Origin of the sequence: Mycobacterium sp. IEC1808, assembly GCF_002101935.1 — a bacterium.
In the GTDB taxonomy this organism is placed as follows: Bacteria; Actinomycetota; Actinomycetes; order Mycobacteriales; family Mycobacteriaceae; genus Mycobacterium.
The window spans coordinates 332,085-355,041 of sequence record NZ_LQPV01000006.1; the positions used below are offsets into that span (position 1 = coordinate 332,085).

Annotated in this window: 18 protein-coding genes and 2 pseudogenes; 12 read left to right on the top strand and 8 right to left on the bottom strand. The window is 68.3% G+C overall.

Annotation, left to right across the window (positions count from 1 at the left end; all coding sequences use genetic code 11):
* Positions 1-21: 21 nt before the first annotated feature.
* A complete protein-coding gene (locus AWB92_RS05070) occupies positions 22-3,243 on the bottom strand; it encodes an AAA family ATPase (protein ID WP_085184323.1) in 3,222 nt (1,073 codons plus the stop codon).
* Between the two features lie 122 nt (positions 3,244-3,365).
* Between AWB92_RS05070 and AWB92_RS05075 the strand changes: the two genes are divergently transcribed.
* Together AWB92_RS05075 and AWB92_RS05080 are read left to right on the top strand one after the other, a co-directional pair.
* Positions 3,366-4,304, top strand: coding sequence for an amidohydrolase family protein (locus AWB92_RS05075; RefSeq protein WP_085184324.1), 939 nt, complete (start codon positions 3,366-3,368; stop codon positions 4,302-4,304).
* Positions 4,305-4,483: 179 nt separating this feature from the next.
* The gene (locus AWB92_RS05080) at positions 4,484-5,779 is read left to right on the top strand and encodes a citrate synthase (protein ID WP_085184325.1); all 1,296 of its coding nucleotides are present in this window, start codon (positions 4,484-4,486) and stop codon (positions 5,777-5,779) included.
* Between the two features lie 40 nt (positions 5,780-5,819).
* Here AWB92_RS05080 and AWB92_RS05085 read toward each other — a convergent pair whose 3' ends face one another.
* Positions 5,820-7,403: an NAD(P)/FAD-dependent oxidoreductase gene (locus tag AWB92_RS05085; RefSeq protein ID WP_085184326.1), complete on the bottom strand. Its 1,584-nt coding sequence runs from the start codon at positions 7,401-7,403 to the stop codon at positions 5,820-5,822.
* Positions 7,404-7,405: 2 nt separating this feature from the next.
* Entirely contained in the window at positions 7,406-7,669 is a 264-nt protein-coding gene (locus AWB92_RS05090) for a DUF2630 family protein (RefSeq protein WP_068107953.1), read from the bottom strand.
* Positions 7,670-7,776: 107 nt separating this feature from the next.
* Between AWB92_RS05090 and AWB92_RS05095 the strand changes: the two genes are divergently transcribed.
* The 3 genes and pseudogenes from AWB92_RS05095 to AWB92_RS05100 all read left to right on the top strand — a co-directional run.
* Positions 7,777-8,757, top strand: coding sequence for an OmpA family protein (locus AWB92_RS05095; RefSeq protein ID WP_085184327.1), 981 nt, complete (start codon positions 7,777-7,779; stop codon positions 8,755-8,757).
* A gap of 11 nt (positions 8,758-8,768) precedes the next feature.
* Positions 8,769-8,918 carry a hypothetical protein gene (locus AWB92_RS29985; protein ID WP_173817348.1) on the top strand — a complete coding sequence of 50 codons (150 nt, stop codon included), beginning with the start codon at positions 8,769-8,771 and terminating at the stop codon, positions 8,916-8,918.
* A gap of 998 nt (positions 8,919-9,916) precedes the next feature.
* Positions 9,917-10,183: pseudogene (locus AWB92_RS05100) on the top strand (hypothetical protein); the annotation flags it as partial.
* A gap of 9 nt (positions 10,184-10,192) precedes the next feature.
* Here the strand turns inward: AWB92_RS05100 and AWB92_RS05105 are convergent.
* Genes AWB92_RS05105 through AWB92_RS05115 form a run of 3 tightly spaced genes read right to left on the bottom strand, consistent with a single transcriptional unit; the run spans position 10,193 to position 13,468 of the window.
* A complete protein-coding gene (locus AWB92_RS05105; RefSeq protein ID WP_085184328.1) occupies positions 10,193-11,533 on the bottom strand; it encodes a HAMP domain-containing sensor histidine kinase in 1,341 nt (446 codons plus the stop codon).
* Positions 11,534-11,559: 26 nt separating this feature from the next.
* Positions 11,560-12,270, bottom strand: coding sequence for a two-component system response regulator PrrA (gene prrA / locus AWB92_RS05110; RefSeq protein WP_142276448.1), 711 nt, complete (start codon positions 12,268-12,270; stop codon positions 11,560-11,562).
* A 58-nt stretch (positions 12,271-12,328) separates the two neighbouring features.
* Positions 12,329-13,468, bottom strand: a complete 1,140-nt coding sequence (locus tag AWB92_RS05115) for an FAD-dependent monooxygenase (protein ID WP_085184329.1) — start codon at positions 13,466-13,468, stop codon at positions 12,329-12,331.
* Between the two features lie 101 nt (positions 13,469-13,569).
* Here AWB92_RS05115 and AWB92_RS05120 point away from each other — a divergent pair, with 101 nt between their 5' ends.
* Entirely contained in the window at positions 13,570-14,124 is a 555-nt protein-coding gene (locus AWB92_RS05120; RefSeq protein ID WP_085184330.1) for a TetR family transcriptional regulator, read from the top strand.
* Here AWB92_RS05120 and AWB92_RS05125 read toward each other — a convergent pair.
* Positions 14,119-15,588: pseudogene (locus tag AWB92_RS05125) on the bottom strand (carboxyl transferase domain-containing protein); the annotation flags it as partial. The gene AWB92_RS05120 and the pseudogene AWB92_RS05125 sit on opposite strands and share 6 nt — an antisense overlap.
* Positions 15,589-15,614: 26 nt before the next feature.
* Here AWB92_RS05125 and AWB92_RS05130 point away from each other — a divergent pair.
* Positions 15,615-16,349 (top strand): enoyl-CoA hydratase, encoded by a 735-nt coding sequence (locus AWB92_RS05130; RefSeq protein WP_068107963.1) that lies wholly within the window; start codon positions 15,615-15,617, stop codon positions 16,347-16,349.
* A gap of 5 nt (positions 16,350-16,354) precedes the next feature.
* Positions 16,355-17,473, top strand: coding sequence for an MBL fold metallo-hydrolase (locus AWB92_RS05135; protein WP_085184332.1), 1,119 nt, complete (start codon positions 16,355-16,357; stop codon positions 17,471-17,473).
* Between the two features lie 4 nt (positions 17,474-17,477).
* Here the strand turns inward: AWB92_RS05135 and AWB92_RS05140 are convergent, their stop codons facing one another.
* On the bottom strand, positions 17,478-18,002 hold the full coding sequence (locus AWB92_RS05140) for a hypothetical protein (RefSeq protein WP_142281938.1): 525 nt from the start codon (positions 18,000-18,002) through the stop codon (positions 17,478-17,480).
* A 248-nt stretch (positions 18,003-18,250) separates the two neighbouring features.
* Between AWB92_RS05140 and AWB92_RS05145 the strand changes: the two genes are divergently transcribed.
* The 4 genes from AWB92_RS05145 to AWB92_RS05160 are packed head-to-tail and all read left to right on the top strand — an operon-like array spanning position 18,251 to position 22,903.
* On the top strand, positions 18,251-19,819 hold the full coding sequence (locus tag AWB92_RS05145; protein WP_085184334.1) for a serine hydrolase: 1,569 nt from the start codon (positions 18,251-18,253) through the stop codon (positions 19,817-19,819).
* Entirely contained in the window at positions 19,816-22,203 is a 2,388-nt protein-coding gene (locus tag AWB92_RS05150) for an HAD-IC family P-type ATPase (RefSeq protein ID WP_085184335.1), read from the top strand. Before AWB92_RS05145 ends, AWB92_RS05150 begins: the two co-directional genes overlap by 4 nt.
* Positions 22,204-22,238: 35 nt before the next feature.
* Positions 22,239-22,424 (top strand): antitoxin, encoded by a 186-nt coding sequence (locus tag AWB92_RS05155; protein WP_085184336.1) that lies wholly within the window; start codon positions 22,239-22,241, stop codon positions 22,422-22,424.
* Between the two features lie 5 nt (positions 22,425-22,429).
* A complete protein-coding gene (locus AWB92_RS05160; protein ID WP_085184337.1) occupies positions 22,430-22,903 on the top strand; it encodes an SRPBCC family protein in 474 nt (157 codons plus the stop codon).
* Positions 22,904-22,957: the final 54 nt, after the last annotated feature.

The window sequence follows — 22,957 nt, forward strand, 5'->3', positions numbered from 1 at the left end:
CCTAAAAGGGCAGCTCCCAGGCTAGGGTGGCGTCAAACCGCGGTCGTCGCATACTCGAACGGCTTCCCCACCCGCGATCATCGCCTCGGCCCAGGCGATATGTCCTTCGTAGCCAAGAGATTCCGCCAGCGCACAATAGCGATTCACCAAGTCGCGGTGGGCGGCATGGTCGCCGCGGGCGCGGGCGAGCAGCGCGCGTAACCGCAGCAGGGTGATCTCGATGATCGCCGACTCTGTGCTTGCCGCCAAGTTGGCCAGCCGATCGTATGCCTGCTGGGCTTCGGCTAGGTCGCCCTCGGCGCCACGCTCAAGCAGCGTCTCCACCAGAACTCCGGTGCCCCAAACGCCATATCCGAGGCGTCCTGCCCGGTGCAGTTCGTCCACGGCCTGACGCATCGTGGTAAGAGCATCATCGCCGCTGGTTCGCCCGGCTTTCTCCCTGGCAACCCACAAATCAGTGACCGTGACCATGAATGGAGCGCGTTCACGCAGGAAGATATCGCGCGCCTGTTCCATCAGTTGCAGGCCGCGGTGTCGGTCGGCCGCGGCATCCCGACTCAGCAGTGCTAAACCCAAGGTGTACTTGATGAGGCCAACGGCGACATCGTTGGTGGATCCCACGGCGATCGGCAGCGTGTCCTCGATTGCGCGCAGCGCGAAGTCATCGGCCCGAAGCACTCCGTAATGTATTGCGTGGCTATAAGTCCAGGTGACGACGGCGGCGTGGGTTACGGCATTGCTGCGTCGTGCCATCGCGACCGCCGCGTCGAGATCCGGTCGCCACCCAGGACGGCCCAGCCACCACCGCGCAACGCCGCGATATACCAATGCGGCCGCCAGCGGTGATCCCACGCCGAACTCCGCACCTTTCGCGGGATCGCCTCCGGCGAGATCGACGACGGTCTGCGACCACCGCAAGATCTCGCCGAATTGACCGGCATCGAAACAGTTGCAGAATGCTGCGAACGCCACGGCCATGATGGGGGAGGGATCGCCGATCGACTCGAGCAGCGACATCTGTTCGCAGGCCAGCCGCGACCCCTCGCGCGAACGCCCGGCGTAGAGGAGCGCGGCTGCCGGCCCAGTCATGCCGATGGACACCGACACCTTGTCCCCCGCCGCGCTGCACAACTCCCGCAGCTCGGCGAAGCGGTCTTGGGTTTCCTGGAAAGTTCGGTCTTGCCAGTCGGTGGCACACAGCATGGTGCGAGGGGAGATGCGCATCGACAATTTGTCGGGGTCGTCGTCAGGTAGTTGATCGGCTATGCGGCGTGCCCGCTCCCAACTGAGCCGGGCTGCACCGGAGTCACGGTTGGCCGACCACGCCCCGGCACGCATGTGCCAGCCATACGCTGCGCGCGGCTCGCCGGCGGCTTGCAGATGTTCGGCAATCAGCGCCGCGTTTTCGTCCACCGACTCCGGTGCCTGTTGTTGCATCGCGGTGGCCACGCGGTTGTGGTAGTCGGCGCGATCTGATCTCAACTGTGATTCGTAGGCCACAGCGTGGATCAGCGGGTGCCGGAAGGCATATTCGGCGCTGGGGGTGAACCGTACCTGGTCGATCAGCTCGGCGCCCAGCAGCTCCTCGAGCACCGGCTCGAAGCCCAGCGCTCCGAGGAGCGCGGCTTCGAAGCGAGCACCGATCACCGACGCCGCATGCAACGTCTGCCGGGCCGGGCCGGTGAGCCGGTCGATGCGCGACGCGATGGCCGCCTGCACGGTGGCCGGCACGCTCAACTCGCCGACGCCTGCGGAACAGACATAGTTACCGCGCTCACCGGCCAGCGCGCCGCGCTGCACCAACTCGCGCACCATCTCCTCGGCGAAAAACGGGTTGCCGGCGGCCCGCTCGGCAATGGTTGCCGCCAGGTCGGTGATCGAGGGATCCGAGCCCAGGAGCTCACCGATCAGCGTCGCCGCATCCGAATCACCCAGTGGGGCAAGTGCAATCGTCTGGGCGCCATGCACCCGTGTGAGCATTCCCTGGTATTCGGGCCGGGATGTGATCAGCACCATCACCGAAGTTTGCGGGATGACGGTTAGGAAATCGGCGATCAGCGACTCGCTGACCGCGTCGATCCAATGCGCATCCTCGATGATGAACAGCGCCGGTCGGGTCCGCGCCAGCGACGCGGTGTTGACCAGCGCGGTTAACCGGCGGCGCCGCGCGTCGGGGTCGATCTGGGTCCTTGGCACATCTTGCTCGGCGATGCCGAGCAGATCATCAAGCAGCATTCGATCCTGCGGGTCGGTATCCGGGATCAGTTCCAGGACCCGGGCTCGGGCGGCCGCGCCGTCGAGGTCACTCACGCCCATAGCCGCGCGGAGCAACCGCGTCACAGCGTGGAACGGGACATCACGAGCGTGTGACTCGCAAAAGGCCCACGACACCTCGACTCCGCGATCGGCGGCCAGCGCCGCAACCTCTCGGGCCACCCGGCTCTTGCCGATGCCCGGCGGTCCCACCACCGTCACGACCCCCCCACGGCCGCCGATCGCGCGATCCCCCATGGCCTCGAGGGCGGCCATCTCCCAGCGCCGACCCACCAGGCTGGCGTCTGCCCTGCGGACCAGGCCGTCCGGCGGGCTGATCGCTAGCAGCTGGCGCACGCGCACGGGTTCGTCGGTGCCTTTAATGTGCACCCATTGCGGTTCGGCCAGCATCACGGTGTGCTCGACCAGTCGCGCGGTCGCCTCCGACAGCATCACGCCGCCCGGCGGCGCCACCGACTGCATCCGCTCGGCGAACCCGACCGGCGCACCGGTGGCCGTATACCTCAGCGCGCCCGAGCCGGCTTCACCGGCGATCACCCGACCCGAATTCAGGCCTACCCGGAACCGCAACGGCACACCATCACGCCGGCCCACCTCGGCCGCCAGCCGGTCGGTCTCCTCTTGGATCGCCAGGGCGGCAAGACATGCCCGAAAAGCGTGATCTTCCAGCGCAACTGGAGCGCCGAACAGTGCCATCAGCCCGTCGCCGTAGTATTCGACCGTCCCGCCGAAGGCACGCACCGCCGCCGCCGCACGCTCGACTACCTCGGTCATGATCTCGCGGAACCGCTCCATATCCACCGCGGCGGCGATATCCATCGAGCGCACCACGTCGGCGAACAACACCGTCACCTGCTTGTACTTCGGACCATTAACCGATGCCGGGATCGCCGCGCCGCACTCATCACAGAATTTGGCGCGTTCTCGCAAGCCAGTGCCGCACGACCCGCACGCCACCTGCGCCGTCATCCGAGCTCCACCGATCCAAGTCGTACCCCGATCGCCCAAGAATAAGGCGTCCACCAGCAAGTTGACCGGCAAAACTGCACCCAAGCGGTCGGCCGGCCGCCCTGCTGCCATCCTGACTGACGATGGACGAGGCGGAATCGGTGCGTCAGATCTGGCAGTCGCTGGGCCTGCGGGGCATCGTCGACGTGCACACGCATTTCATGCCCAAGCCAGTGATGGACAAGGTCTGGCGGTATTTCGACGACGCCGGGCCACTGGTGGGACGCCGCTGGCCGATCGCCTACCGCACCGACGAGCAGCATCGGCTGCGCACGCTGCGCGGGTTCGGGGTCCGGGCGTTCACGTCGCTGGTCTATCCCCACAAACCGCAGATGGCGGCCTGGCTCAACCAGTGGGCCGCGACGTTCGCCGCGGCGACGCCCGACTGCCTGCACACGGCGACGCTGTACCCCGAGCCCGGTGTCGAGGCCTACGTCCGTCAGGCCGTAGACCTGGGCGCGCGGGTGTTCAAAGCCCACGTTCAGGTGGGCCGGTACGACCCCACCGACCCGCTGCTGGATGGCGCGTGGGGCGTCATCGAGGACGCCGCCGTTCCGGTCGTGATCCACTGCGGGTCCGGTCCCGTCCCCGGCGAACACACCGGCGCCGAGCCCGTCGCGGCCCTGCTGGCGCGCCACCCCCGCCTGCGGCTGGTCATCGCGCACCTGGGCATGCCGGAGTACACCGACTTCCTGAACCTGGCCGATCGGCACGACGGGGTGAGATTCGACACCACTATGGCGTTCACCCCGTTCATCGAGGAGACAATGCCTTTCCCCCGGTCGCAGTACGGGCGGCTGCGTGACCATGGCGACCGCATCCTGTTCGGGAGTGACTTCCCCAACATCCCGTACGGCTTCGTCGACGCGATGCGGGTCCTGACCGGGCTGCCCGGCATCGACGACGACTGGTTGCGGAAAGTCTTCTACCGCAACGGCGCTCAGTTGTTTGATCTGGCCGGCCCGGCGCCGGCTTCGACGACGTGCGCGACGCCCGGCGCCGATGGCGAACCCGGGATTTGACCGGCGGCTACCTGCCGCGCGCCATCGGTTGTCTCGGCGGCGGCATCGGCGTCTGATGATTGCCTAAGGAACCTCTGGGGACCCGACCCCGCGCAGGCGCCTGCTGCCGATAACGACTACCTTCAGCTATAAGCATCGAGTCAGGGCAGCCAAGCCAGCCAGAGCGCAAAGGGGTTCTCGTGGCCGACACCGACGACACCGCAACTCTGAAGTATCCAGAGGGCGAGATCGACCTGGAGATCGTCCGGGCGACCGAAGGAGCCGACGGCATCGCGCTCGGACCGCTGTTGTCGAAGACCGGCTACACAACGTTCGACAACGGCTTCGTCAACACCGCGTCGTGCAAGAGCTCCATCACGTACATCGACGGTGACGCCGGGATCCTGCGCTACCGCGGCTACCCGATCGAGCAGCTCGCGGAGAAGTCGACGTTTATCGAGGTCAGCTACCTGCTCATCTACGGCGAGCTGCCGACCAAGCAGCAGCTGGACGAATTCACCAACCGGATCCAGCGGCACACCATGCTGCACGAGGACCTGAAGCGATTCTTCGACGGCTTCCCGCCCAACGCCCACCCGATGCCGGTGTTGTCGAGCGTGGTGAACGCCCTGAGCTCCTACTATCCCGACGCCCTGGACCCGGTGGACAACGGCCAGGTCGAGCTGTCGACCACCCGCCTGCTGGCGAAGCTGCCCACGATCGCCGCGTACGCCTACAAGAAGTCGATCGGGCAGCCGTTCCTCTACCCGGACAACTCGCTGAGCCTGGTGGAGAACTTCCTGCGGATGACGTTCGGCTTGCCGGCCGAGCCCTATCACGCCGATCCGGAGATCGTGCGGGCGCTCGACATGCTGTTCATCCTGCACGCCGACCACGAGCAGAACTGCTCGACGTCGACGGTTCGGCTGGTCGGCTCGTCGCGGGCCAACCTGTTCACCTCCATCTCCGGCGGCATCAACGCGCTGTGGGGTCCGCTGCACGGCGGCGCCAACCAGGCGGTGCTGGAGATGCTCGAGCAGATCCGCGAGAGCGGCGACGACGTTAGCGAATTTGTCCGCAAGGTGAAGAACCGCGAAGCGGGCGTCAAGCTGATGGGCTTCGGTCACCGCGTCTACAAGAACTACGACCCCCGGGCGCGGATCGTCAAGGAACAGGCCGACAAGATCCTGGCCAAGCTGGGCGGCGACGACGACCTGCTGAGCATCGCCAAGCACCTCGAAGAGGCGGCGCTCACCGACGACTACTTCGTCGAGCGCAAGCTCTACCCGAACGTCGACTTCTACACCGGCCTGATCTATCGGGCCCTGGGATTCCCGACCCGGATGTTCACGGTGCTGTTCGCGCTGGGCCGGCTGCCCGGCTGGATCGCGCACTGGCGCGAGATGCACGACGAGGGCGACAGCAAGATCGGCCGCCCGCGCCAGATCTACACCGGCTACACCGAGCGCGACTACGCGACCATCAACGACCGCTAGTTCCGGCCACCAGACGCAAAAGCCCCCTTTCGGCGCGAAATCAGGGGCTGTTACGTCTGCTCGCGAGGGAAGCCAGCACGGCCATCGCCGCGTTATGGCCGCCGATGCCCGACACCGCCCCGCCGCGGCGGGCGCCTGAGCCGCACAACATGATTCGTTCGTGGGCCGTCGCGACGCCCCATCGCCGTGCAGGGGTGTCCAGCGGGTCGTCGTCGTCGGCGAATGGCCACGATAGCCCGCCGTGGAAGATGTTGCCCGCGGTCATGCCCAGCGTGCGGTGCAGGTCCAGGGTGGTCGTCGTCTCGATGCAGGGGCGACCGTGCGCGTCGCTCTGGAGGACGTCCTGAATCGGTTCGGCCAGAACGGAATTCAGCGACTCCAGCACCGCCTCGGTCAGCCGGTCGCGCAGCGCGCCGGAGTAGCTGCCGTCGAACAGCGAGTGCGGGGTGTGCAGGCCGAACACCGTCATGGTGTGGGCGCCCGAGTCGCGCAGGGCTTCCGACACGATGCTGGGATCGGTCAGCGAATGGCAATAGGCCTCGCACGGCAGCGGATTCGGGATCTGCCCGCCCGCCGCGCGCCGGTACGCGCTGTCCAGTTGGGTCCACGTCTCGTTGACGTGAAACGTCCCAGCGAACGCCTCCTCGGGTGTGACGGCGGCGTCGCGCAACCGGGGTAGCCGGCGCAGCACCATGTTCACCTTGACCTGCGCGCCCTGCGCCGGCGCGGCGGGTCGTTCGCCGAGCAGGCCGGCCAGGATCGTCGGTGTCACGCCGGCCAGCACGAACCTTCCCCGGACCACGAGCTCGTCGTCGCCGCGCCGGTAGCGCACCTGGCCGTCCGGTTCGATGCCGAAAACCTCGGCGCCGGTGACTATTTCGGCGCCGTCGCCGGCGGCCGCAGCCGCCAGTGCCGTGGTCAACGCGCCCATCCCGCCGACGGGGACGTCCCAGTCGCCGGTGCCGCCGCCGAGCACGTGGTAGAGGAAGCAGACGTTCTGCCGCAGCGACGGCTCGTCGAGGCGGGCGAAGGTGCCGATGAGTGCGTCGGTCGCGATCACGCCGCGCACCAGGTCGCTGCCGACCGCCTCGGCGATGGCGTGGCCGATCGGCTCGTCGATCATCGCGCGCCACGCGTCCGCCGCGCCGGGATCGCCGGCGTCGGTGACGTGCCGGCGGGCCTGCTCGCGGCTGCACAGCGGCTCGAGCAGCGTCGGCCAGAGCCGCTGGGTGACCAGCCGGCAGCGTCGGTAGAACGCGGCGAACCGCGGCTCGTCCTCGGCGGCGCCGATGGCGGCGAACTGGCCGGGCCGCCCGATCAGCAACCCGGTGCGGCCACCGGTCGCGGGGTCGGGGGTGTACGACGAGAATCGCCGGCCGGCCAACCGCACGCCGACCCCGAGGTCCTCGAGGATGCGGGACGGCAACAGGCTGACCAAATACGAGTACCGGGAGAGCCGAACGTCGACGCCCTCGAAGGCCTGCACGGACACCGCGGCCCCACCGACCTGCGCCAGCCGTTCCAGCAGCCGCACCCGAAGGCCGGCCTGGGCCAGGTAGCCGGCCGCGACCAACCCATTGTGACCCCCGCCGACGATGACGACGTCGACCTCCGAAGGGGACACGCTCAGCCCAGGTAGCCCTCGACCTCGTCGGGCGGACGTACCTGCGCCTCGCGCGGGTCACCGCCGGTTTCGCGCAGGGCCCGGCGCTGCCGCAGCAGGTCCCAGCACTGGTCGAGTTCGACCTCCAGCCGGCGCAGGCGATCGTGCTCCTCGTCCGTGCTGATCTCGCCGTGCTGCAGCTGCGCCCGCAGGGTCTTCTCCTCGGCGACCAGTCCCTGGATGCGTGCCAGGGTCTCGCTGTCGGTCGGTTTGTTGCCGTTGGCCATGGGTCCAGTGTGCCCGACTTGGCAGGCGTTGCCGCGCCGACTCGGTAGGCTGCATATCGCCTGGAAGATGCAAACGTCGGGGGAGCTAACCGAGGGGAGACGCAAAAGTGGGGGTAGGCACGGGTTTGCGGCATCCGGCCGCAAGCACCGACTCGGTGCCGGTGCCGGAGATTCACCGGCCCTCGGCCAGCCTGCCCTGGCTGATCGCGGTGGCGGTAATTCCGTTGCTGATAGCGGCGATCGGCTACGGCGCGTTCGATCAACCGCGGCCTGCCCACCGGGCGGGCGGCCCGGTGCCGGCGCAGGGGACGTCGGGCACGTCCACCGCTCCGAAGTTATCCCTGGCATTCTTGTCGATCACCCGCAACGGCAACGACTTGACGCTTGCCGGCGACTTCCCCGACGACTCCGCCAAGGCGGCCCTGCTGACGGCTGTCAAGGGCTCGCTGCCGGGTGTCAACGTCATCGACGAGATCCACATCAACCCCAACATCGATGCGCTCGATTTCGCAAAGGCGGCACCGATATTCAAAGACAGCGCCTCGATTCCCGATTTCAGTCTCGTGGCCGGCGGGGACACGGTCACGCTCGCGGGCACCGCGGCGTCACCAGACCAGAAGAACGCCGTCAGCCAGGACGCCGCGCGCACCTGGTCCACTTTGAAGGTCGTTGACAAGCTTGTGGTCAGCGGGCCGGTTCCGCCGCCGGCACTGCCTGCCGCGGGACAATGCAACGATCTGCAATCGGCGATCAATGCGGTGACGGGCGGGCCGATCATGTTCGCGAACGACGGGTTCAGCCTGACCCCGGCCGACTACCAGATCCTGATTCAGGTGTCGGGCAGGCTCAAGGCGTGCCCCACCGCGCACGCGACGATCAACGGCTTCAGCGACAACTCCGGCGTCGAGGCGATCAACATCGCATTGAGCAGCCAGCGGGCCCATCGCGTGGCCGACTTCCTGGCTGCCAACGGCGTCGCGGGCGCGGTGCTGATTGTCAAGGGTCTGGGTTCGGTCAATCCCGTCGCCCCCAACGACACGGTCGATGGTCGTGCCAAGAACCGTCGCGTCGAAATCGTTGTGAGCTAAGGAGATCCGGCATGGATTTCGTGATCCAGTGGTTGTGGTACCTGCTCGCATTCGTGGCGGGCTCGGCCGTTGCCCGTGTGATCGCCAACATCTTGAACAAGCGCGTCGTCGTTGAGGAAGTCCCCGCTGTTGCGAACCGGCACGAGAGGGACGACGAGTGATGGACCACGTGCACTGGTGGCTGTTCGCCCTGTCCTTCGTGACGGGTTTGGTGTTGACGCTCGCGCTGCGGGTGCGTCCCGTCAAACGTCAAGTGCCAGTGGGGGTGCCGAACGCGGGCGGGGCTACCGCGGACGCCGAGCCGGACCGGCCCACGACCGTGATACCCGTCGAGCAAGAGACGATTCCGGTTGCCGAGAAGCGGCCGACGACGACGGTTGGCGCTCAGCTTGATTTGTCGACCTCGAAGCCTCCCACCGTGGAAGAGGCGGAAGAGCTTGCGACGACAAAGGTTCCGGCCGCCCAAGAGCCGCCGACGGCGATGATTCCCGCCGAGCAACCGACCGAGGCGGCGGATAATCCGCCCGCGGACGAGCCGGAGGCCACGACTCCGGCCGAACAACCGACCGACGCGACGGAGAATCGGCCCGCGGACGAGCCGCCGACCACGACTCCGGCGGCCGAAGAACCGCCCAAGCCCGGCCGATCCTTCCGGAGGTTCCGGCCGAAGCGGGCGCGGACCGCGGAAGACCCGCCGACGGAAATTCTCCCGATCGATCGACTGGCCGAGCTGACGGAGCCTCCCGTCGACCCGGGGTCCACGGCGACGGAGATCCCCGCCGATCAACAGCCGACCGCCATGATCCCGGTCGAGCCGGAGCCCGAGACGACCCAGATTCCCGTCGACCAAGAACCGCCGACGACCATGCTCCCCGTCGAGCCGGAGCCTGAGACCACGGAGATTCCCGTCGCTCCCGAACCGCCGCCGGCGGAAGAGCCACGAAAGACCGGGTTTTCGTTCTTTCGAAGATTCTTTTCCAAGCCGGAGCCGACCGCCGAAAAGCCGCCGAGGGGCAAGCGACCGGCGGCGAAAAAAGCCCCCCCGAAGAAGGCCCGCCCGGGCGCTAAGGGATCGACGAAGAAGACTCCCGCCGGCAAAAAGCCGCCGCCGCGAAAGGTTCCGCCGGGCAAGAAGCCGCATGGCGCCAAGGCGCGCCCGGCGAAGCCGGGGCCGGTCGCCAAGCAGCCGGCAACCAAGTGGACCCCGGTGTTGCCGTACGAGCCCTATGGCCCAGGCTCCGCTCGCGCCACCCCGGATGGCGGCGGGCCGGCGGGATGGCTGGTGAAGGGCCGTTCGGATACCCGGCTCTACTACACCCCCGACGATCCGGCCTACGACCCGACCGTCGCGCAGGTCTGGTTCAAGGACGAGGCGGCCGCCGCGCGGGCCTGTTTCACGCCGTGGTGCAAGAGCTCGAGGAAGTAAACGCAGGACCTAGGTCGGCGCCGGGATGCGCAGCAGCAAGCGCGCCCCACCCAGCGGGCTGTCCTCCAGCGACGCCGTCCCACCGTGCAGGTGCGCCTGCTGGGCCACCAACGCCAGGCCCAGGCCCGACCCCGAATGCGAGGCCGTCGATCCGCGCGAGAACCGCTCGAACACCACCTGGCGCTCGGCCTCCGGGACCCCGCTGCCGTTGTCGTCAACGGCGATCTCCACCCCGGCGCGCGAGCTGACCGCCGACAGCTGGACCCGGGTGGCGCCGCCGTGTTTGACGGCGTTGGCGATCGCGTTGTCGACGGCGAGGCGCAAGCCCGCGGGCAGACCCACGATGATGCAGGTCGGCGAGGGCACCAGGGAGACATCGAGGTCGGGGTAGACCCGCATGGCGTCGTGCGCCGCGCGATCGAGCAGCTCGGTGATGTCGACCGGCACCTGATCGTCCGACGTCGACAGCTCGCCCTGGGCCAACCGCTCCAGCGCGCTCAGGGTGGCCTCGATCCGCGCCTGCGTGCGGATGACGTCGTTGACCACCTCTTTGCGTTGGTCGTCGGACAGGTCCAGGGTGGTGAGCACCTCGAGGTTGGTGCGCATCGCCGTCAGCGGGGTGCGCAGCTCGTGGGAGGACACCGCCGCGAAATCGCGGGCCGATTCGAGCGCCTCCTTGGTCCGGTTCTGCTCGTCCCAGATGCGCTGCAGCATTCCCCTCATCGCCTCGGCGATCTCGACGGCCTCGCTGGCGCCGTGCACTTCGACTCGCGGCGCCTCGTCGCCCGCGTCGATCGATCGGGTCTGCTGGGCGAGCTGTTTGAACGGGCGCACCGCGAACGCGGCCAGCAGCCACGCGAAAACCGCGGACGCGCCGATGGCGAACCCGCAGATCAGCATCACCCGGCGGTGCAGGTTGTTGGTCTCGGCGAGGGTGGCGTCATAGGTGGCGCCGACGGCGAGCGAACTCGGTCCCGGCCCGGGTATCTCCACGGTCCGGACCCGGTAGCGCACCCCGTTGACGTAGGCGTCGCCGTAGTCGACGTCGAGTTTGGGCAGCGTGACGTCCGAATTCGACTTGACCTGGTTCCCGCGCCGGATCGTCATGATCGCGTCACGGTCGTTCGGTGAGCGCGGGATTTCGTCGAGACCGCGCGGCAGGAAGGGAATCGCGAAACCGGCGGCCTCGTCGAGCCGGCGGTCCAGCCGTTCCTTGCGGTCGTTGGTGATCCCAACCCAGACGACGGCGCCGACGATGAGCACCGGAATCGCCGCGCCGATGACCGTCGCGAGCACCACCCGGGTTCGCAGCGACGGCGTACGGGCAAAGATCCGGGACAGGAGGTTCATGACTGTGCGATCTGGTTACTGCATGGCTACTGCATTCGCAGCACGAACCCGACTCCGCGGACGGTGTGCAGCAGTCGGGGACCGCCGTTGGCCTCCAGCTTGCGACGCAGATACCCGATGAACACGTCGACGACGTTGGTGTCGGCGGCGAAGTCGTAGCCCCAAACCAGCTCCAGCAGTTGCGCCCGGGACAGCACCGCGGTCTTGTGCTCGGCCAGCACCGCGAGCAGGTCGAACTCGCGCTTGGTCAGGTCGACGTCGACTCCGTTGACCCGAGCCCGGCGACCGGGGATGTCGACCTCCAGCGGACCGACCGTGATGGTTTCGGAGGAAGAGGTCGCGGTGGAGCCGCGGCGGCGCAGCAGCGCCTTGACCCGCGCGACCAGCTCGGCCAGCACGAACGGCTTGACGAGGTAATCGTCGGCGCCGGCTTCCAGCCCCGCTACCCGGTCGTCGACCGAGCTGCGCGCGGACAGCACGCAGACCGGCACGTCGTTGTCCATGGCCCGCAGCGCCGTGACGACGCTGACTCCGTCCAGCACGGGCATGTTGATGTCGAGGACGATCGCGTCCGGGCGCGTCTCCGTGGCGCTGCGCAATGCCTCGGCGCCGTCGACGGCCGTCGACACCTCGAACCCGGACAAGCGCAGGCCACGTTCCAGCGAGGCGAGTACGTCGGAGTCGTCGTCGACGACCAAGACCCGGGGCGAGGTGGGACCAGTGTCCATGCCGCCCATCTTGCCTGATTGTCCGCGGTGGCGGTGGGAGGCGCGGCTCAGCAGCGGGCGGCCGCAATCACCGGCGACTCAGGCCGCTGAGCTGGACCGCGAGCTGCCGTCGTACGGCGGGGACCTGCGCGGCCAGCCGTATCCCCGAATTGCGGATCGGTCGCAACGGGCGCGGCAGGGTGGCCATCCGAGTCAGCCGTCCGGTCAGCGTCAGCACCTGCTCGGCCCACCGCCGCTGGGTGGTGACGTAGGCGTCCAGGGCCGTGTCGGGGCCGCCGCCCAGCACCTCGGTGAGCGCCCCGGCCAGTGCGATCGCGTCGGTGATGCCAAGGTTCATGCCCTGGCCCCCGGCGGGGCTGTGCACGTGGGCGGCGTCGCCGGCCAGCAACACCCGGCCGGCCCGGTACGTGTCGGCGACCCGGTGGTGGATGTGGAACCGCGTGCCCCACAGCAGCTCGCGGACCACCAACTCGCCGGGTCCGAACGTACGGGAATCCAGCAGCGCCTGCACGAATTCGACCGACGGCGTCTTCGGAGCGTCGGCGGCCGGCGCGACGATGCGGAAGATGCCGCCGGGCAGCGGCGCCACCACGGTCAGGCCTTCCTTGGCGTAGAACAGGATCACCTCGTCGCGGGGCGCCGGGCCGGCCAGCCGCACGTCGGCCAGCGCGAAGGACTCGGCGAATTCGCTTCCGGCGAACCCGATTCCGGCCTGTTCGCGCACCGTGCTGTGCATCCCGTCGGCCCCGACGACGTAGCCGGCCCGGATGGTGTCGCCGTCGTCGAAGACGGCGGTGACGCCGTTCGCCTCGGGGGTGAGGCGGCTCAGGGTCTTGGGCCGGATCACCCGGCCGCCCAGTTCGTGCAGCCGCTCCAGCAGCAGGCGTTCGGTGTCGGCCTGGGAGAGCATCAGGCTGTACGGATATTTCGTCGGCAGCGCGCTGAAGTCGACCGGGATCAGGATCCGTCGGCCCGCGCGCATGGTGAATCGCGGCGCGATCAGGCCCGCCTTGACCATCCGCCGCGCCACGTCGAGCTCTTCGAGTACCTCGAGCGTGCGGGCGTTCACGACGGCCGCGCGGGTGGTGTTCTGGCCCTCGGCCAACGCGTCCACGACGACGGCGCGGACCCCCTTGGCGGTCAGGGAAGCGCCCAATGCCAGGCCGGTCGGTCCGGCGCCTACCACCAGGACGTCGGTGTCGTTCATGGTCGGCTCCTCTCACTTCGTTAGTCAACGCTTGTTGGCATAACTCCATGCTGGCGCGTCGGAGATAGGATGTCAACAGTTGTTGGCCTACAATTGTTGACATGAGGAGGTCCTCCGAGCAGACCAAGGCCGCGATCCTGGCGGCCGCCCGCGAGCGGTTCGGCGCGTCCGGTTTTCAGGCGGCCACCATTCGGGCGATCGCCTCGGACGCCGGGGTCGACCCGGCGATGGTGATGCGCTACTACGGCAGCAAGGACAAGCTGTTTGCCGCGGCGGCGGACTTTGACCTCAGGTTCCCGGAGTTCGCGGAAGGCGAGCGCTCGCAGGTCGGGCGGTCGGTGGTCCGTCACTTCCTTGAACGCTGGGAGGGGGACGAGGCGCTGGTCATCCTGCTGCGGTCCAGCGCCACCAATGGCGAAGCGGCGCAACGCATGCAGGAGATTTTCGGGACGCAGCTGCAGCCGCTGGTCGCCACCTTGGTGCCGGCCGGGGAATCCGGGGTGCGGGCGGGCCTGATCGCCACCCAGATCTTGGGTATGGCGTTGTGTCGTTTCGTGTTACGCCTGCCGCCGGTCGTCGCGATGTCGCGCGACGAGATCGTCGACTGGCTCGGGCCGACGATCCAGCGCTATCTCTCCGAGGCTGCTGGTGGGTAGGCCGATGTTGCGGTAGCGGCGGAGCCGCGCGGACAGCCGCTCAGCGGACGGTATTTCGCGCAGCGCGCATACTTCGGCGGCGATGGCGCGTGACAGCCGTTGGGAAAACTCGGTCGGTTCGTCCGCGGCGTCGGGATGCTCGGGGACGATGGCATCGACAATTCCGGACTCCAAAAGATCAACTGACCGAATGCCTTGCGCCCCAGCAAGTTCCGGGGCGTGGACGGTGTCGCGGTACACGATCGCGCTGGCGCCCTCCGGCGGCAGTGGCGCGAGCCAGCCGTGCAGCGCGGCCAGCACCCGATCAGCGGGCACCATCGCCAGCGCCGGTCCGCCGCTGCCCTGGCCCAGCAGCACCGACACCGTCGGCGTCTCCAGCGTGACGAGCTCGGCCAGGCACTGGGCGATCTGGCCGGCCAGGCCGCCCTCCTCGGCCTCGGCCGACAACGCCGGTCCGGCCGCGTCGATCAGCAGTACCAGCGGCAGTCGCAGTTCGGCAGCCAGTGCCATGCCGCGCCGGGCCTCGCGCAGCGACGCGGGTCCGACGAGCCCGCCGCTGACTCGCTGCTGCCCCAGCACCACCGCGGGCTGGCCGTTGAAGCGGGCCAGCGCCAGCAGGGTGGTCGCAGCTTCGCCGCGGCCGGTGCCGGAGAGCAGCACGCAGTCGGTGGCGCCGTGGCGCAGCAGGTGCCCGACGCCCGGCCGGTCCGGCCGTCGCGAGGCCACGACGGAGTCCCAGGCCGGCACGTCGGGCGTCGGTTCCGGTGGCGCCGCCCCGGGCGGCGCGTCGGGCGGATCGGCGATCACCCGCAGCGCCCGATCCAGCATCGGGCGCAGCTCGTCGAGCGCGACCACGCCGTCGATCACCCCGTGCCGCTGCAGGTTCTCCGCGGTTTGCACGCCGGCCGGGAACGGCTCGCCATAGAGCAGCTGGTAGACGCGGGGCCCGAGGAAGCCGATCAGGGCGCCGGGCTCGGCGACCGTGATGTGGCCCAGCGAGCCCCAGGAGGCGAACACCCCGCCGGTCGTTGGGTGGCGCAGGTAGACCAGGTAGGGCAGGCGTTCCCGTTTGTGCAGCGTGACGGCCGCGGCGATCTTCACCATTTGCAGGAAGGCGACCGTGCCCTCCTGCATGCGGGTGCCGCCGGAGCTCGGCGAGGCCAGCAGCGGCAGCCGCTCGGCGGTGGCGCGTTCCACAGCGGCGATGATCCGTTCGGCCGCGGCGACGCCGATCGAGCCGCCGAGGAAGTCGAACTCGCACACCACGAGAGCGACGCGGCGCCCGAATATGCGGCCCTCGCCGGTCAGCACCGCCTCGTCCCGGCCGGTGGCGGCGCGGGCGTCGGCAAGCTCGCGTGCATAGGACTCGGACACCGGCATGGCCATCGGATCGCTGTCCCAGCTCATGTAGGAGCCCTCGTCGAGCACGGCATCTTGCAGTTGTTCGGTCGTGATACGAGTCACCAGACGAGGCTATATAGGCTGGGTGAATGATCGGCGTCACCCAGACCGAAGCCGTTATGACCATCGAGCTGCAGCGTCCCGAGCGCCGCAATGCCCTGAATTCCCAGCTCGTCGACGAGTTACGGGAGTCCATCCAGAAGGCGGGCGACGACGGGTCGACGCGCGTGATCGTGCTGACCGGCCAGGGCACCGTGTTCTGCGCCGGCGCGGACCTGTCCGGGGACGTATTCGCCGCCGACTACCCCGACCGGCTCATCGAGCTGCACAAGGTCATGGATGCGGTTCCCGTACCGGTGATCGGGGCGATCAACGGCCCCGCCATCGGCGCCGGCCTGCAGCTGGCCATGCGGTGCGATCTGCGAGTCGCCACACCGGACGCGTTCTTTCAGTTTCCGACCTCGAAATACGGTCTGGCCCTTGACAACTGGAGCATTCGCCGGCTGTCTTCGCTGGTCGGGCACGGACGGGCCCGGGCGATGCTGCTCACCGCGGAGAAGCTCACCGCCGAGGCGGCGCTGCAAACCGGCATGGTCAACCGCATTGGGACGCTGGCCGACGCCCAGGCCTGGGCCGAGGAGGTTGCGGGTCTGGCGCCGCTGGCAATACAGCACGCCAAGCGGGTGCTCAACGACGACGGCGCTTACGAAGAGCAGTGGCCGGAGCACAAGGAGCTCTTCGACAGAGCCTGGGCAAGCCAGGACGTGATCGAGGCGCAGGTCGCGCGGATCGAGAAGCGGCCACCGAAGTTCCAGGGAGCCTGACAGTCATGCCGCGGGGGGCGCTGCGACTGGCCGCCGGCACGGCCTCGCTTGCGGTCGGCAGTTGGTTGGTGCGTGCGCTGCACGGCGCGCCGGCCGCCCTCGGTGCGTCACCCGCCTCCATCCGCGCGGTGGCCGAGGGGTCGCCGCACTATTCCGACGGCGAATTCGTCAACCTCGACCCGGCGTCCATCTACAAGATGGACCGCGAGGAACTGCGCCTCATCGTGTGGGAGTTCCTGGGTAACCGCGGCGGCAGCCGTCCGCGCGCACCGATCCCGTTGGCCGCCCCGGAAATCTTCGACGGCGACGCCGCCCGGCTGGCCGTCAGCTGGTTCGGTCACTCGACGGCGTTGCTGGAAATCGACGGCTACCGCGTGCTGACCGATCCCGTGTGGAGCAATCGATGCTCGCCGTCGGACACCGTCGGGCCCCAGCGGCTGCACCCGCCGCCGGTGCAACTGGAGGGGCTGCCCGCCGTCGACGCCGTGGTGATCAGCCACGACCACTACGACCACCTCGACATCGACACCGTCATGACGCTGGCACACACCCAGCGGGCCCCGTTCTTCGTGCCGCTCGGGGTCGGCGCCCACCTGCGTGCGTGGGGGATTCCCGAGCACCGCATCATCGAACTCGACTGGCATCAAGGCGCCAAGCTCGACGAGCTCACGGTGATTTGCATGCCGGCGCGGCACTTTTCGGGCCGCTTCTTCGACCGCAACACCACGCTGTGGGCGTCCTGGGCCTTTCTTGGTCCCCGCCACCGCGCCTATTTCGGCGGCGACACGGGCTACACCAAGAGCTTCACGGAGATCGGGGCCGACCACGGCCCGTTCGACCTGACCCTGCTGCCGATCGGCGCCTACAACACCGCGTGGCCGGACATCCACATGAACCCCGAGGAGGCGGTCCGCGCGCACCTCGACGTCACCGACTCGGGTTCGGGCCTGCTCGTGCCCATCCATTGGGGGACCTTCCGGCTGGCGCCCCACCCGTGGGCCGAACCCGTCGAGCGCTTGCTGGCGGCGGCGGACCCCGCCCGGGTCGAGGTGGCCGTGCCGTTGCCCGGCCAGCGCATCGATCCCGCCGCCCCGCGGAGGTTCAACCCGTGGTGGCGACTTTGACCCGCTAGAGCTCGGGCTGGCCGCGCTCGTACACCGTCACCCGATCGTGTTGGCCCCACCATTGCACGGGCTGACGGGAATCGACTTCGGTCCAGTCGGTTTCGAGTATCCGGTGCATGCGATCGTCGCCGGTGGCGCCGCCCTGGCCGTCGCCGACATAGATGACGCGATTTCCCTTGTAGGCCAGCAGGATTCGCGCACCGACGTCCTGGCCGTGGGGCGGCCACGAGAGGAACAACGTCCGGTCGGGGTGTGACGCCGCCGCTTCGGCGCAGTCCTTCGCGCCGACGTCGACGTGCAGGACTTCGTCGTGCCATCCGTTGGTGGCCAGTTCCGCGCCCGGGTTGAGGTCATAGCAGACGACGCCGACGCCCACCTGCGCAAGCAGGTACGCCCAGTAGCCCGTACCCGCGATCGGATCGACGAGGCCGCCGTGGGCGTGCTTCGCGACGAACGCCACGGTGTCGGGGTCGGGGATAGTCCAGCAGTACTTCCTGACGAGCAGCTGCCGGTTCGGCGCGCGCGCCATGCTTTCTTCCACGCTTCGGTCCAAGCGGAACTCACCGACCACGGGATTACCCCGGAAACTGTCGGCCTCGACGCAATCCCTGACGGCTTCCCAATAGGGATTGTCAATGTTCGAATCGTCCGTGTCGAAGACCTTTCGTGCGCTGTCTTGCAGACAAATGTTGCGCCACATCGTGTCCGCGGGGGGTCCGGAATGTTAAATCGAACGTCGTTCCGTCGGCCATCGTCGCCAGGCTAAAGTGTGCGGCCATGACGAAACGCGCGGCGGCGGCCGCGTCGCTGGCTTTACTCGCGTTGACGGGGTGTGGGCCGGCGCGTCCGGTGTCCAGCCCGCCGCCCGCGCCGCCCAACGAGGTGTCGGGCCTGGCGATCCCGGCCGGTCGGATCGACGAGGCCGTGGCGAAGGTCGACGGCCTGGTCGGCGACCTGATGAAGAGCACCGGCATCCCAGGCATGGCCGTCGCCATCGTTCACGGCGGGAAGACCATATACGCCAAGGGTTTTGGGGTAAGGGATACCAGCAAGGGTGATGCGCAGGGCAACAAGGTGGACACCGACACGGTCTTCCAATTGGCGTCGGTGTCCAAGTCGGTTGGTGCGACGGTGGTGGCGCACCAGGTCGCCGATAGCGTCGTCGCCTGGGACATGCCCGCGGTGTCCAAGCTGCCGTGGTTCGCGCTGAGCGATCCCTATGTCACCGGCCACGTGACCATCGCCGACCTGTACTCGCACCATTCCGGACTGCCCGACCACGCCGGTGACAAGCTGGAAGCCCTCGGCTACGACCGCCGACAGGTGCTCGAGCGCCTGAAGTACCTGCCGCTGGCGGCCTTCCGGAACAGCTACGCCTACACCAACTTCGGCGTGACCGCGGCCGCCGAGGCCGTGGCGGCCGCGGCGGGCAAGCCGTGGGAGGACCTGTCCGCCGACGTGCTGTACCGCCCGCTGGGGATGACGGCGACAAGTTCGCGGTTCGCCGACTTCATCGCCAGGCCCGACCACGCCGTCAACCACGTCAAGGTCGGCGACAAGTGGGAGCCGCGCTTTCAGCGTGATCCGGATCAGCAGTCGCCCGCGGGCGGAGTGAGCTCCTCGGTCAACGACATGGCGCACTGGCTGATCATGTTGCTGGGCAACGGGACCTACCAGGGCCAGCGGATCACCTCGCCGGAAGCCCTGCTGCCCGCCACCACGGCGCAGGTGATCGCGTCTCCCGCGACGACGCCGAAAGCCCGCTCCGGTTTCTACGGCTACGGATTCAACGTGTCGGTGACTTCGTCGGGCCGCACCGAGTACAGCCATTCCGGCGCGTTCTCGCTGGGAGCGGCGACGAATTTCGTGGTGCTGCCGTCGGAGGATGTGGGGATCATCGCGCTGACGAACGCCGCGCCCATCGGGGTGCCGGAGACACTGACCGCCGAGTTCATGGACTTGGTTCAGTACGGTGAGGTCCGGGAAAACTGGGACCAGCTCTACAAGCAGCTGATCGGCTGGATGAACAACCCGGAAGGATCGCTGGTCGGAAAGCGGCCCCCGCCCAACCCGGCCCCCGCGCGACCGCTGCGCGACTACGCCGGCGTCTATGCCAGCGACTACTGGGGCCCGGCCGTCGTTGCCGAGCGCGACGGCGCGCTGCAGTTGTCGCTGGGGCCGAAGAATCGGACGTTCACGTTGACACACTGGGACGGCGACACCTTCACCTTCCCGGTGACGGACGAAAACGCCCCGCCCGGAACGATTTCCAAAGCCGTGTTTTCAGGCAATGCGGTCAACCTGGAGTACTTCGACTCCGACAAGTTGGGGACCTTCACCAGATGATCTCGGGCCTCACCGATGCCGAGGTGGCCCAGCGGGTAGCCGAGGGCAAGAGCAACGCCGTCCCCGAACGCGCCACCCGCAGCGTCGCGGCCATCGTTCGGGCCAACGTCTTCACCCGGATCAATGCGATCCTCGGTGTTCTGCTGGCGATCGTGCTGGCGACGGGCTCGGTGATCAACGGGCTGTTCGGCCTCCTCATCATCGCCAACAGCGTCATCGGCATGGTGCAGGAGATCCGGGCCAAACAGACGCTGGACAAGCTCGCCATCGTCGGGCAGGCGAAACCGTTGGTGCGCAGGCAATCCGGCACCACCACGCTGATGCCGGGTGAGGTCGTGCTCGACGACATCATCGAGCTCGGACCCGGCGACCAGGTCGTCGTCGACGGCGAGGTCGTGGAGGAGGAGAACCTCGAGGTTGACGAATCGCTGCTGACCGGCGAGGCCGACCCGATCACCAAAGCCCCAGGGGACGCGGTGATGTCCGGCAGCTTCGTCGTCACCGGCATCGGCGCGTACCGCGCCACCAAGGTCGGCCCGGAGGCCTACGCCGCCAAGCTCGCCGAGGAGGCCAGCAAGTTCAGCCTGGTGAAATCCGAACTGCGCAACGGGATCAACCGGATCCTGCAGTTCGTCACCTATTTGCTGGTGCCGGCCGGTCTGCTGACCATCTACACCCAGTTCTTCACCACGCACGCCGGCTGGCGGCAATCGGTTTTGCGGACCGTGGGCGCGCTGGTGCCCATGGTGCCCGAAGGCCTGGTCCTGCTGACGTCGGTCGCGTTCGCGGTCGGGGTCGTTCGGCTCGGCCAACGCCAATGCCTGGTACAGGAACTGCCCGCGATCGAGGGACTGGCGCGCGTCGACGTGGTGTGCGCCGACAAGACCGGCACCCTGACCGAAAGCGGCATGCGGGTTTCCGAGGTCGTGCAGGTCGCGCCGTCCGAACCAGTCGCCGACGCGCTGGCCGCGCTGGCCGCGGCCGACCCGCGCCCCAACGCAAGCATGCGGGCGATTGCCGAAACCTATGACCGGTCCCCGGCGTGGATCCCCACTGCGACAGCGCCTTTCAAGTCGGCCACCAAATGGAGCGGGGTGTCCTTCGGCGAACCCGGCGACTGGGTGATCGGCGCGCCCGACGTGCTGCTGGATCCGGCGTCGGAGGCCGCCGAACGGGCGGAAGGCATCGGGGCCCAAGGGCTGCGGGTGCTGCTGTTGGGTCGAGCCGAGGTGGCCGTCGACCACCCCGACGCGCCGGGACGGGTCACGCCGGTCGCGCTGGTGGTGCTCGAACAAAGGGTGCGCCCCGACGCCCGCGGCACCCTGGAGTACTTTGCGGCCCAAGATGTTTCGGTCAAGGTGATCTCGGGCGACAACGCGGTGTCGGTCGGGGCCGTCGCCGGCAAGCTTGGGCTGCACGGCGACACGATGGATGCGCGTCAACTACCTACGGACCCAGGCCAATTGGCCGACGCGCTGGACAGCTATACCACGTTCGGGCGGGTGCGGCCCGATCAGAAGCGGGCCATCGTGAAGGCGCTGCAATCGCACGGCCACAGCGTGGCGATGACCGGTGACGGCGTCAACGACGTGCTGGCGCTCAAGGACGCCGACATTGGCGTCGCGATGGGCGCCGGCAGCCCGGCGTCGCGGGCGGTCGCGCAGATCGTCTTGCTGGACAACAGGTTTGCCACGCTTCCGTACGTCGTCGCCGAGGGCCGGCGGGTGATCGGCAACATCGAGCGGGTCGCCAACCTGTTCTTGACCAAGACGGTGTACTCGGTGCTGCTGGCGCTGTTCGTGGGCATCGAGTGCCTGCTCGCCAAGCCGCTCAAGGCCGACCCGTTGCTGTACCCGTTTCAGCCGATCCACGTCACCATCGCGGCGTGGTTCACCATCGGAATCCCGTCGTTCATCCTGTCGCTGGCACCCAACAACGAACGCGCGTACCCGGGGTTCGTGCGCCGGGTGGTGTCGTCGGCGCTGCCGTCCGGGCTGATCGTCGGCGCGGCGACGTTCGCCTCCTACCTGGTGGCCTACCACGGGCGTCATGCCACGTTCCGCCAGCAGGAGCAGGCGTCGACGGCCGCGCTGATCACGTTGCTGGTGACCGCGCTGTGGGTCCTCGCGGTGGCGGCGCGGCCCTACCAGTGGTGGCGGGTGGCGCTGGTCGCGTTCTCCGGCGTGGCGTACGTGGTGATCTTCAGCCTCCCGCTGGCGCAGGAGAAGTTCCTGCTTGACCCGTCGAACGCGGTGGTGACCTCGACCGCGCTCGGCATCGGCGTGCTGGGCGCCGCGGCGATCGAGGCGGCGTGGTGGGTCCGGGCCCGGATGCTGGGGGTGCGGCCGCGGCTGTGGCGGGATCCGGTGACGGCCGCCAAGTAAAATTCCGGGCGAATCCTCGGGGAAGGGGTACGAAGATGGGATTCCTGGACAAGGCGAAGGACCTGTTGGCGCAGAACGCCGACAAGGTCGAGATGGCGATCGACAAGGCCGGCGAATTCGTCGACGACAAGACGCAGGGCAAGTACTCCGACACCATCCACAAGGTGGCCGAAGAGGCGAAGAAGGCTGCCGATTCCGATGTCACCGGCGACCAGAACTAGAGCGCATGGCGAAACTCTCCGGATCGATCGACGTACCGCTGCCGCCCGAGGTGGCCTGGAAGCACGCCTCTGACCTGTCCCGGTACAAGGAATGGCTGACCATCCACCGGGTGTGGCGCAGTACGTTGCCCGACGACATCGAAAAGGGGACGGTCGTCGAGTCGATCGTCGAGGTCAAGGGCATGTACAACCGGATCAAGTGGACGGTCGTGCGCTACAAGCCGCCGGAAGGCATGACGCTGAACGGCGACGGCGTCGGCGGCGTCAAGGTGAAGCTGATGGCCAAGGTGCGGCCCGCGGAGGAGGGCTCCACCGTGGGCTTCGACGTGCACCTCGGCGGTCCGGCGCTGTTCGGGCCGATCGGCATGATCGTGGCCGCCGCGCTGCGCAGCGACATCAACCAATCGCTGCGGAACTTCGTCAGGGTGTTCACCGCCGCCGATCCGCACACGAACGGGGACGGCGGCGTCCGTCGGTGATGCCCGGCCGATGAGTTTTCTTCCCGGCGGTAGTCGATACGTGTGAACCCCGAT

What these genes read in the sequence shown, in the direction of transcription:
- AWB92_RS05070 (WP_085184323.1), bottom strand. Translation starts at nt 3,243, where the DNA reads ATGACGGCGCAGGTGGCGTGCGGGTCGTGCGGCACTGGCTTGCGAGAA.
- AWB92_RS05075 (WP_085184324.1), top strand. Translation starts at nt 3,366, where the DNA reads ATGGACGAGGCGGAATCGGTGCGTCAGATCTGGCAGTCGCTGGGCCTG.
- AWB92_RS05090 (WP_068107953.1), bottom strand. Translation starts at nt 7,669, where the DNA reads ATGGCCAACGGCAACAAACCGACCGACAGCGAGACCCTGGCACGCATC.
- AWB92_RS29985 (WP_173817348.1), top strand. Translation starts at nt 8,769, where the DNA reads ATGGATTTCGTGATCCAGTGGTTGTGGTACCTGCTCGCATTCGTGGCG.
- AWB92_RS05105 (WP_085184328.1), bottom strand. Translation starts at nt 11,533, where the DNA reads ATGAACCTCCTGTCCCGGATCTTTGCCCGTACGCCGTCGCTGCGAACC.
- prrA (WP_142276448.1), bottom strand. Translation starts at nt 12,270, where the DNA reads ATGGGCGGCATGGACACTGGTCCCACCTCGCCCCGGGTCTTGGTCGTC.
- AWB92_RS05115 (WP_085184329.1), bottom strand. Translation starts at nt 13,468, where the DNA reads ATGAACGACACCGACGTCCTGGTGGTAGGCGCCGGACCGACCGGCCTG.
- AWB92_RS05120 (WP_085184330.1), top strand. Translation starts at nt 13,570, where the DNA reads ATGAGGAGGTCCTCCGAGCAGACCAAGGCCGCGATCCTGGCGGCCGCC.
- AWB92_RS05130 (WP_068107963.1), top strand. Translation starts at nt 15,615, where the DNA reads ATGATCGGCGTCACCCAGACCGAAGCCGTTATGACCATCGAGCTGCAG.
- AWB92_RS05135 (WP_085184332.1), top strand. Translation starts at nt 16,355, where the DNA reads ATGCCGCGGGGGGCGCTGCGACTGGCCGCCGGCACGGCCTCGCTTGCG.
- AWB92_RS05140 (WP_142281938.1), bottom strand. Translation starts at nt 18,002, where the DNA reads ATGGCGCGCGCGCCGAACCGGCAGCTGCTCGTCAGGAAGTACTGCTGG.
- AWB92_RS05145 (WP_085184334.1), top strand. Translation starts at nt 18,251, where the DNA reads ATGACGAAACGCGCGGCGGCGGCCGCGTCGCTGGCTTTACTCGCGTTG.
- AWB92_RS05150 (WP_085184335.1), top strand. Translation starts at nt 19,816, where the DNA reads ATGATCTCGGGCCTCACCGATGCCGAGGTGGCCCAGCGGGTAGCCGAG.
- AWB92_RS05155 (WP_085184336.1), top strand. Translation starts at nt 22,239, where the DNA reads ATGGGATTCCTGGACAAGGCGAAGGACCTGTTGGCGCAGAACGCCGAC.
- AWB92_RS05160 (WP_085184337.1), top strand. Translation starts at nt 22,430, where the DNA reads ATGGCGAAACTCTCCGGATCGATCGACGTACCGCTGCCGCCCGAGGTG.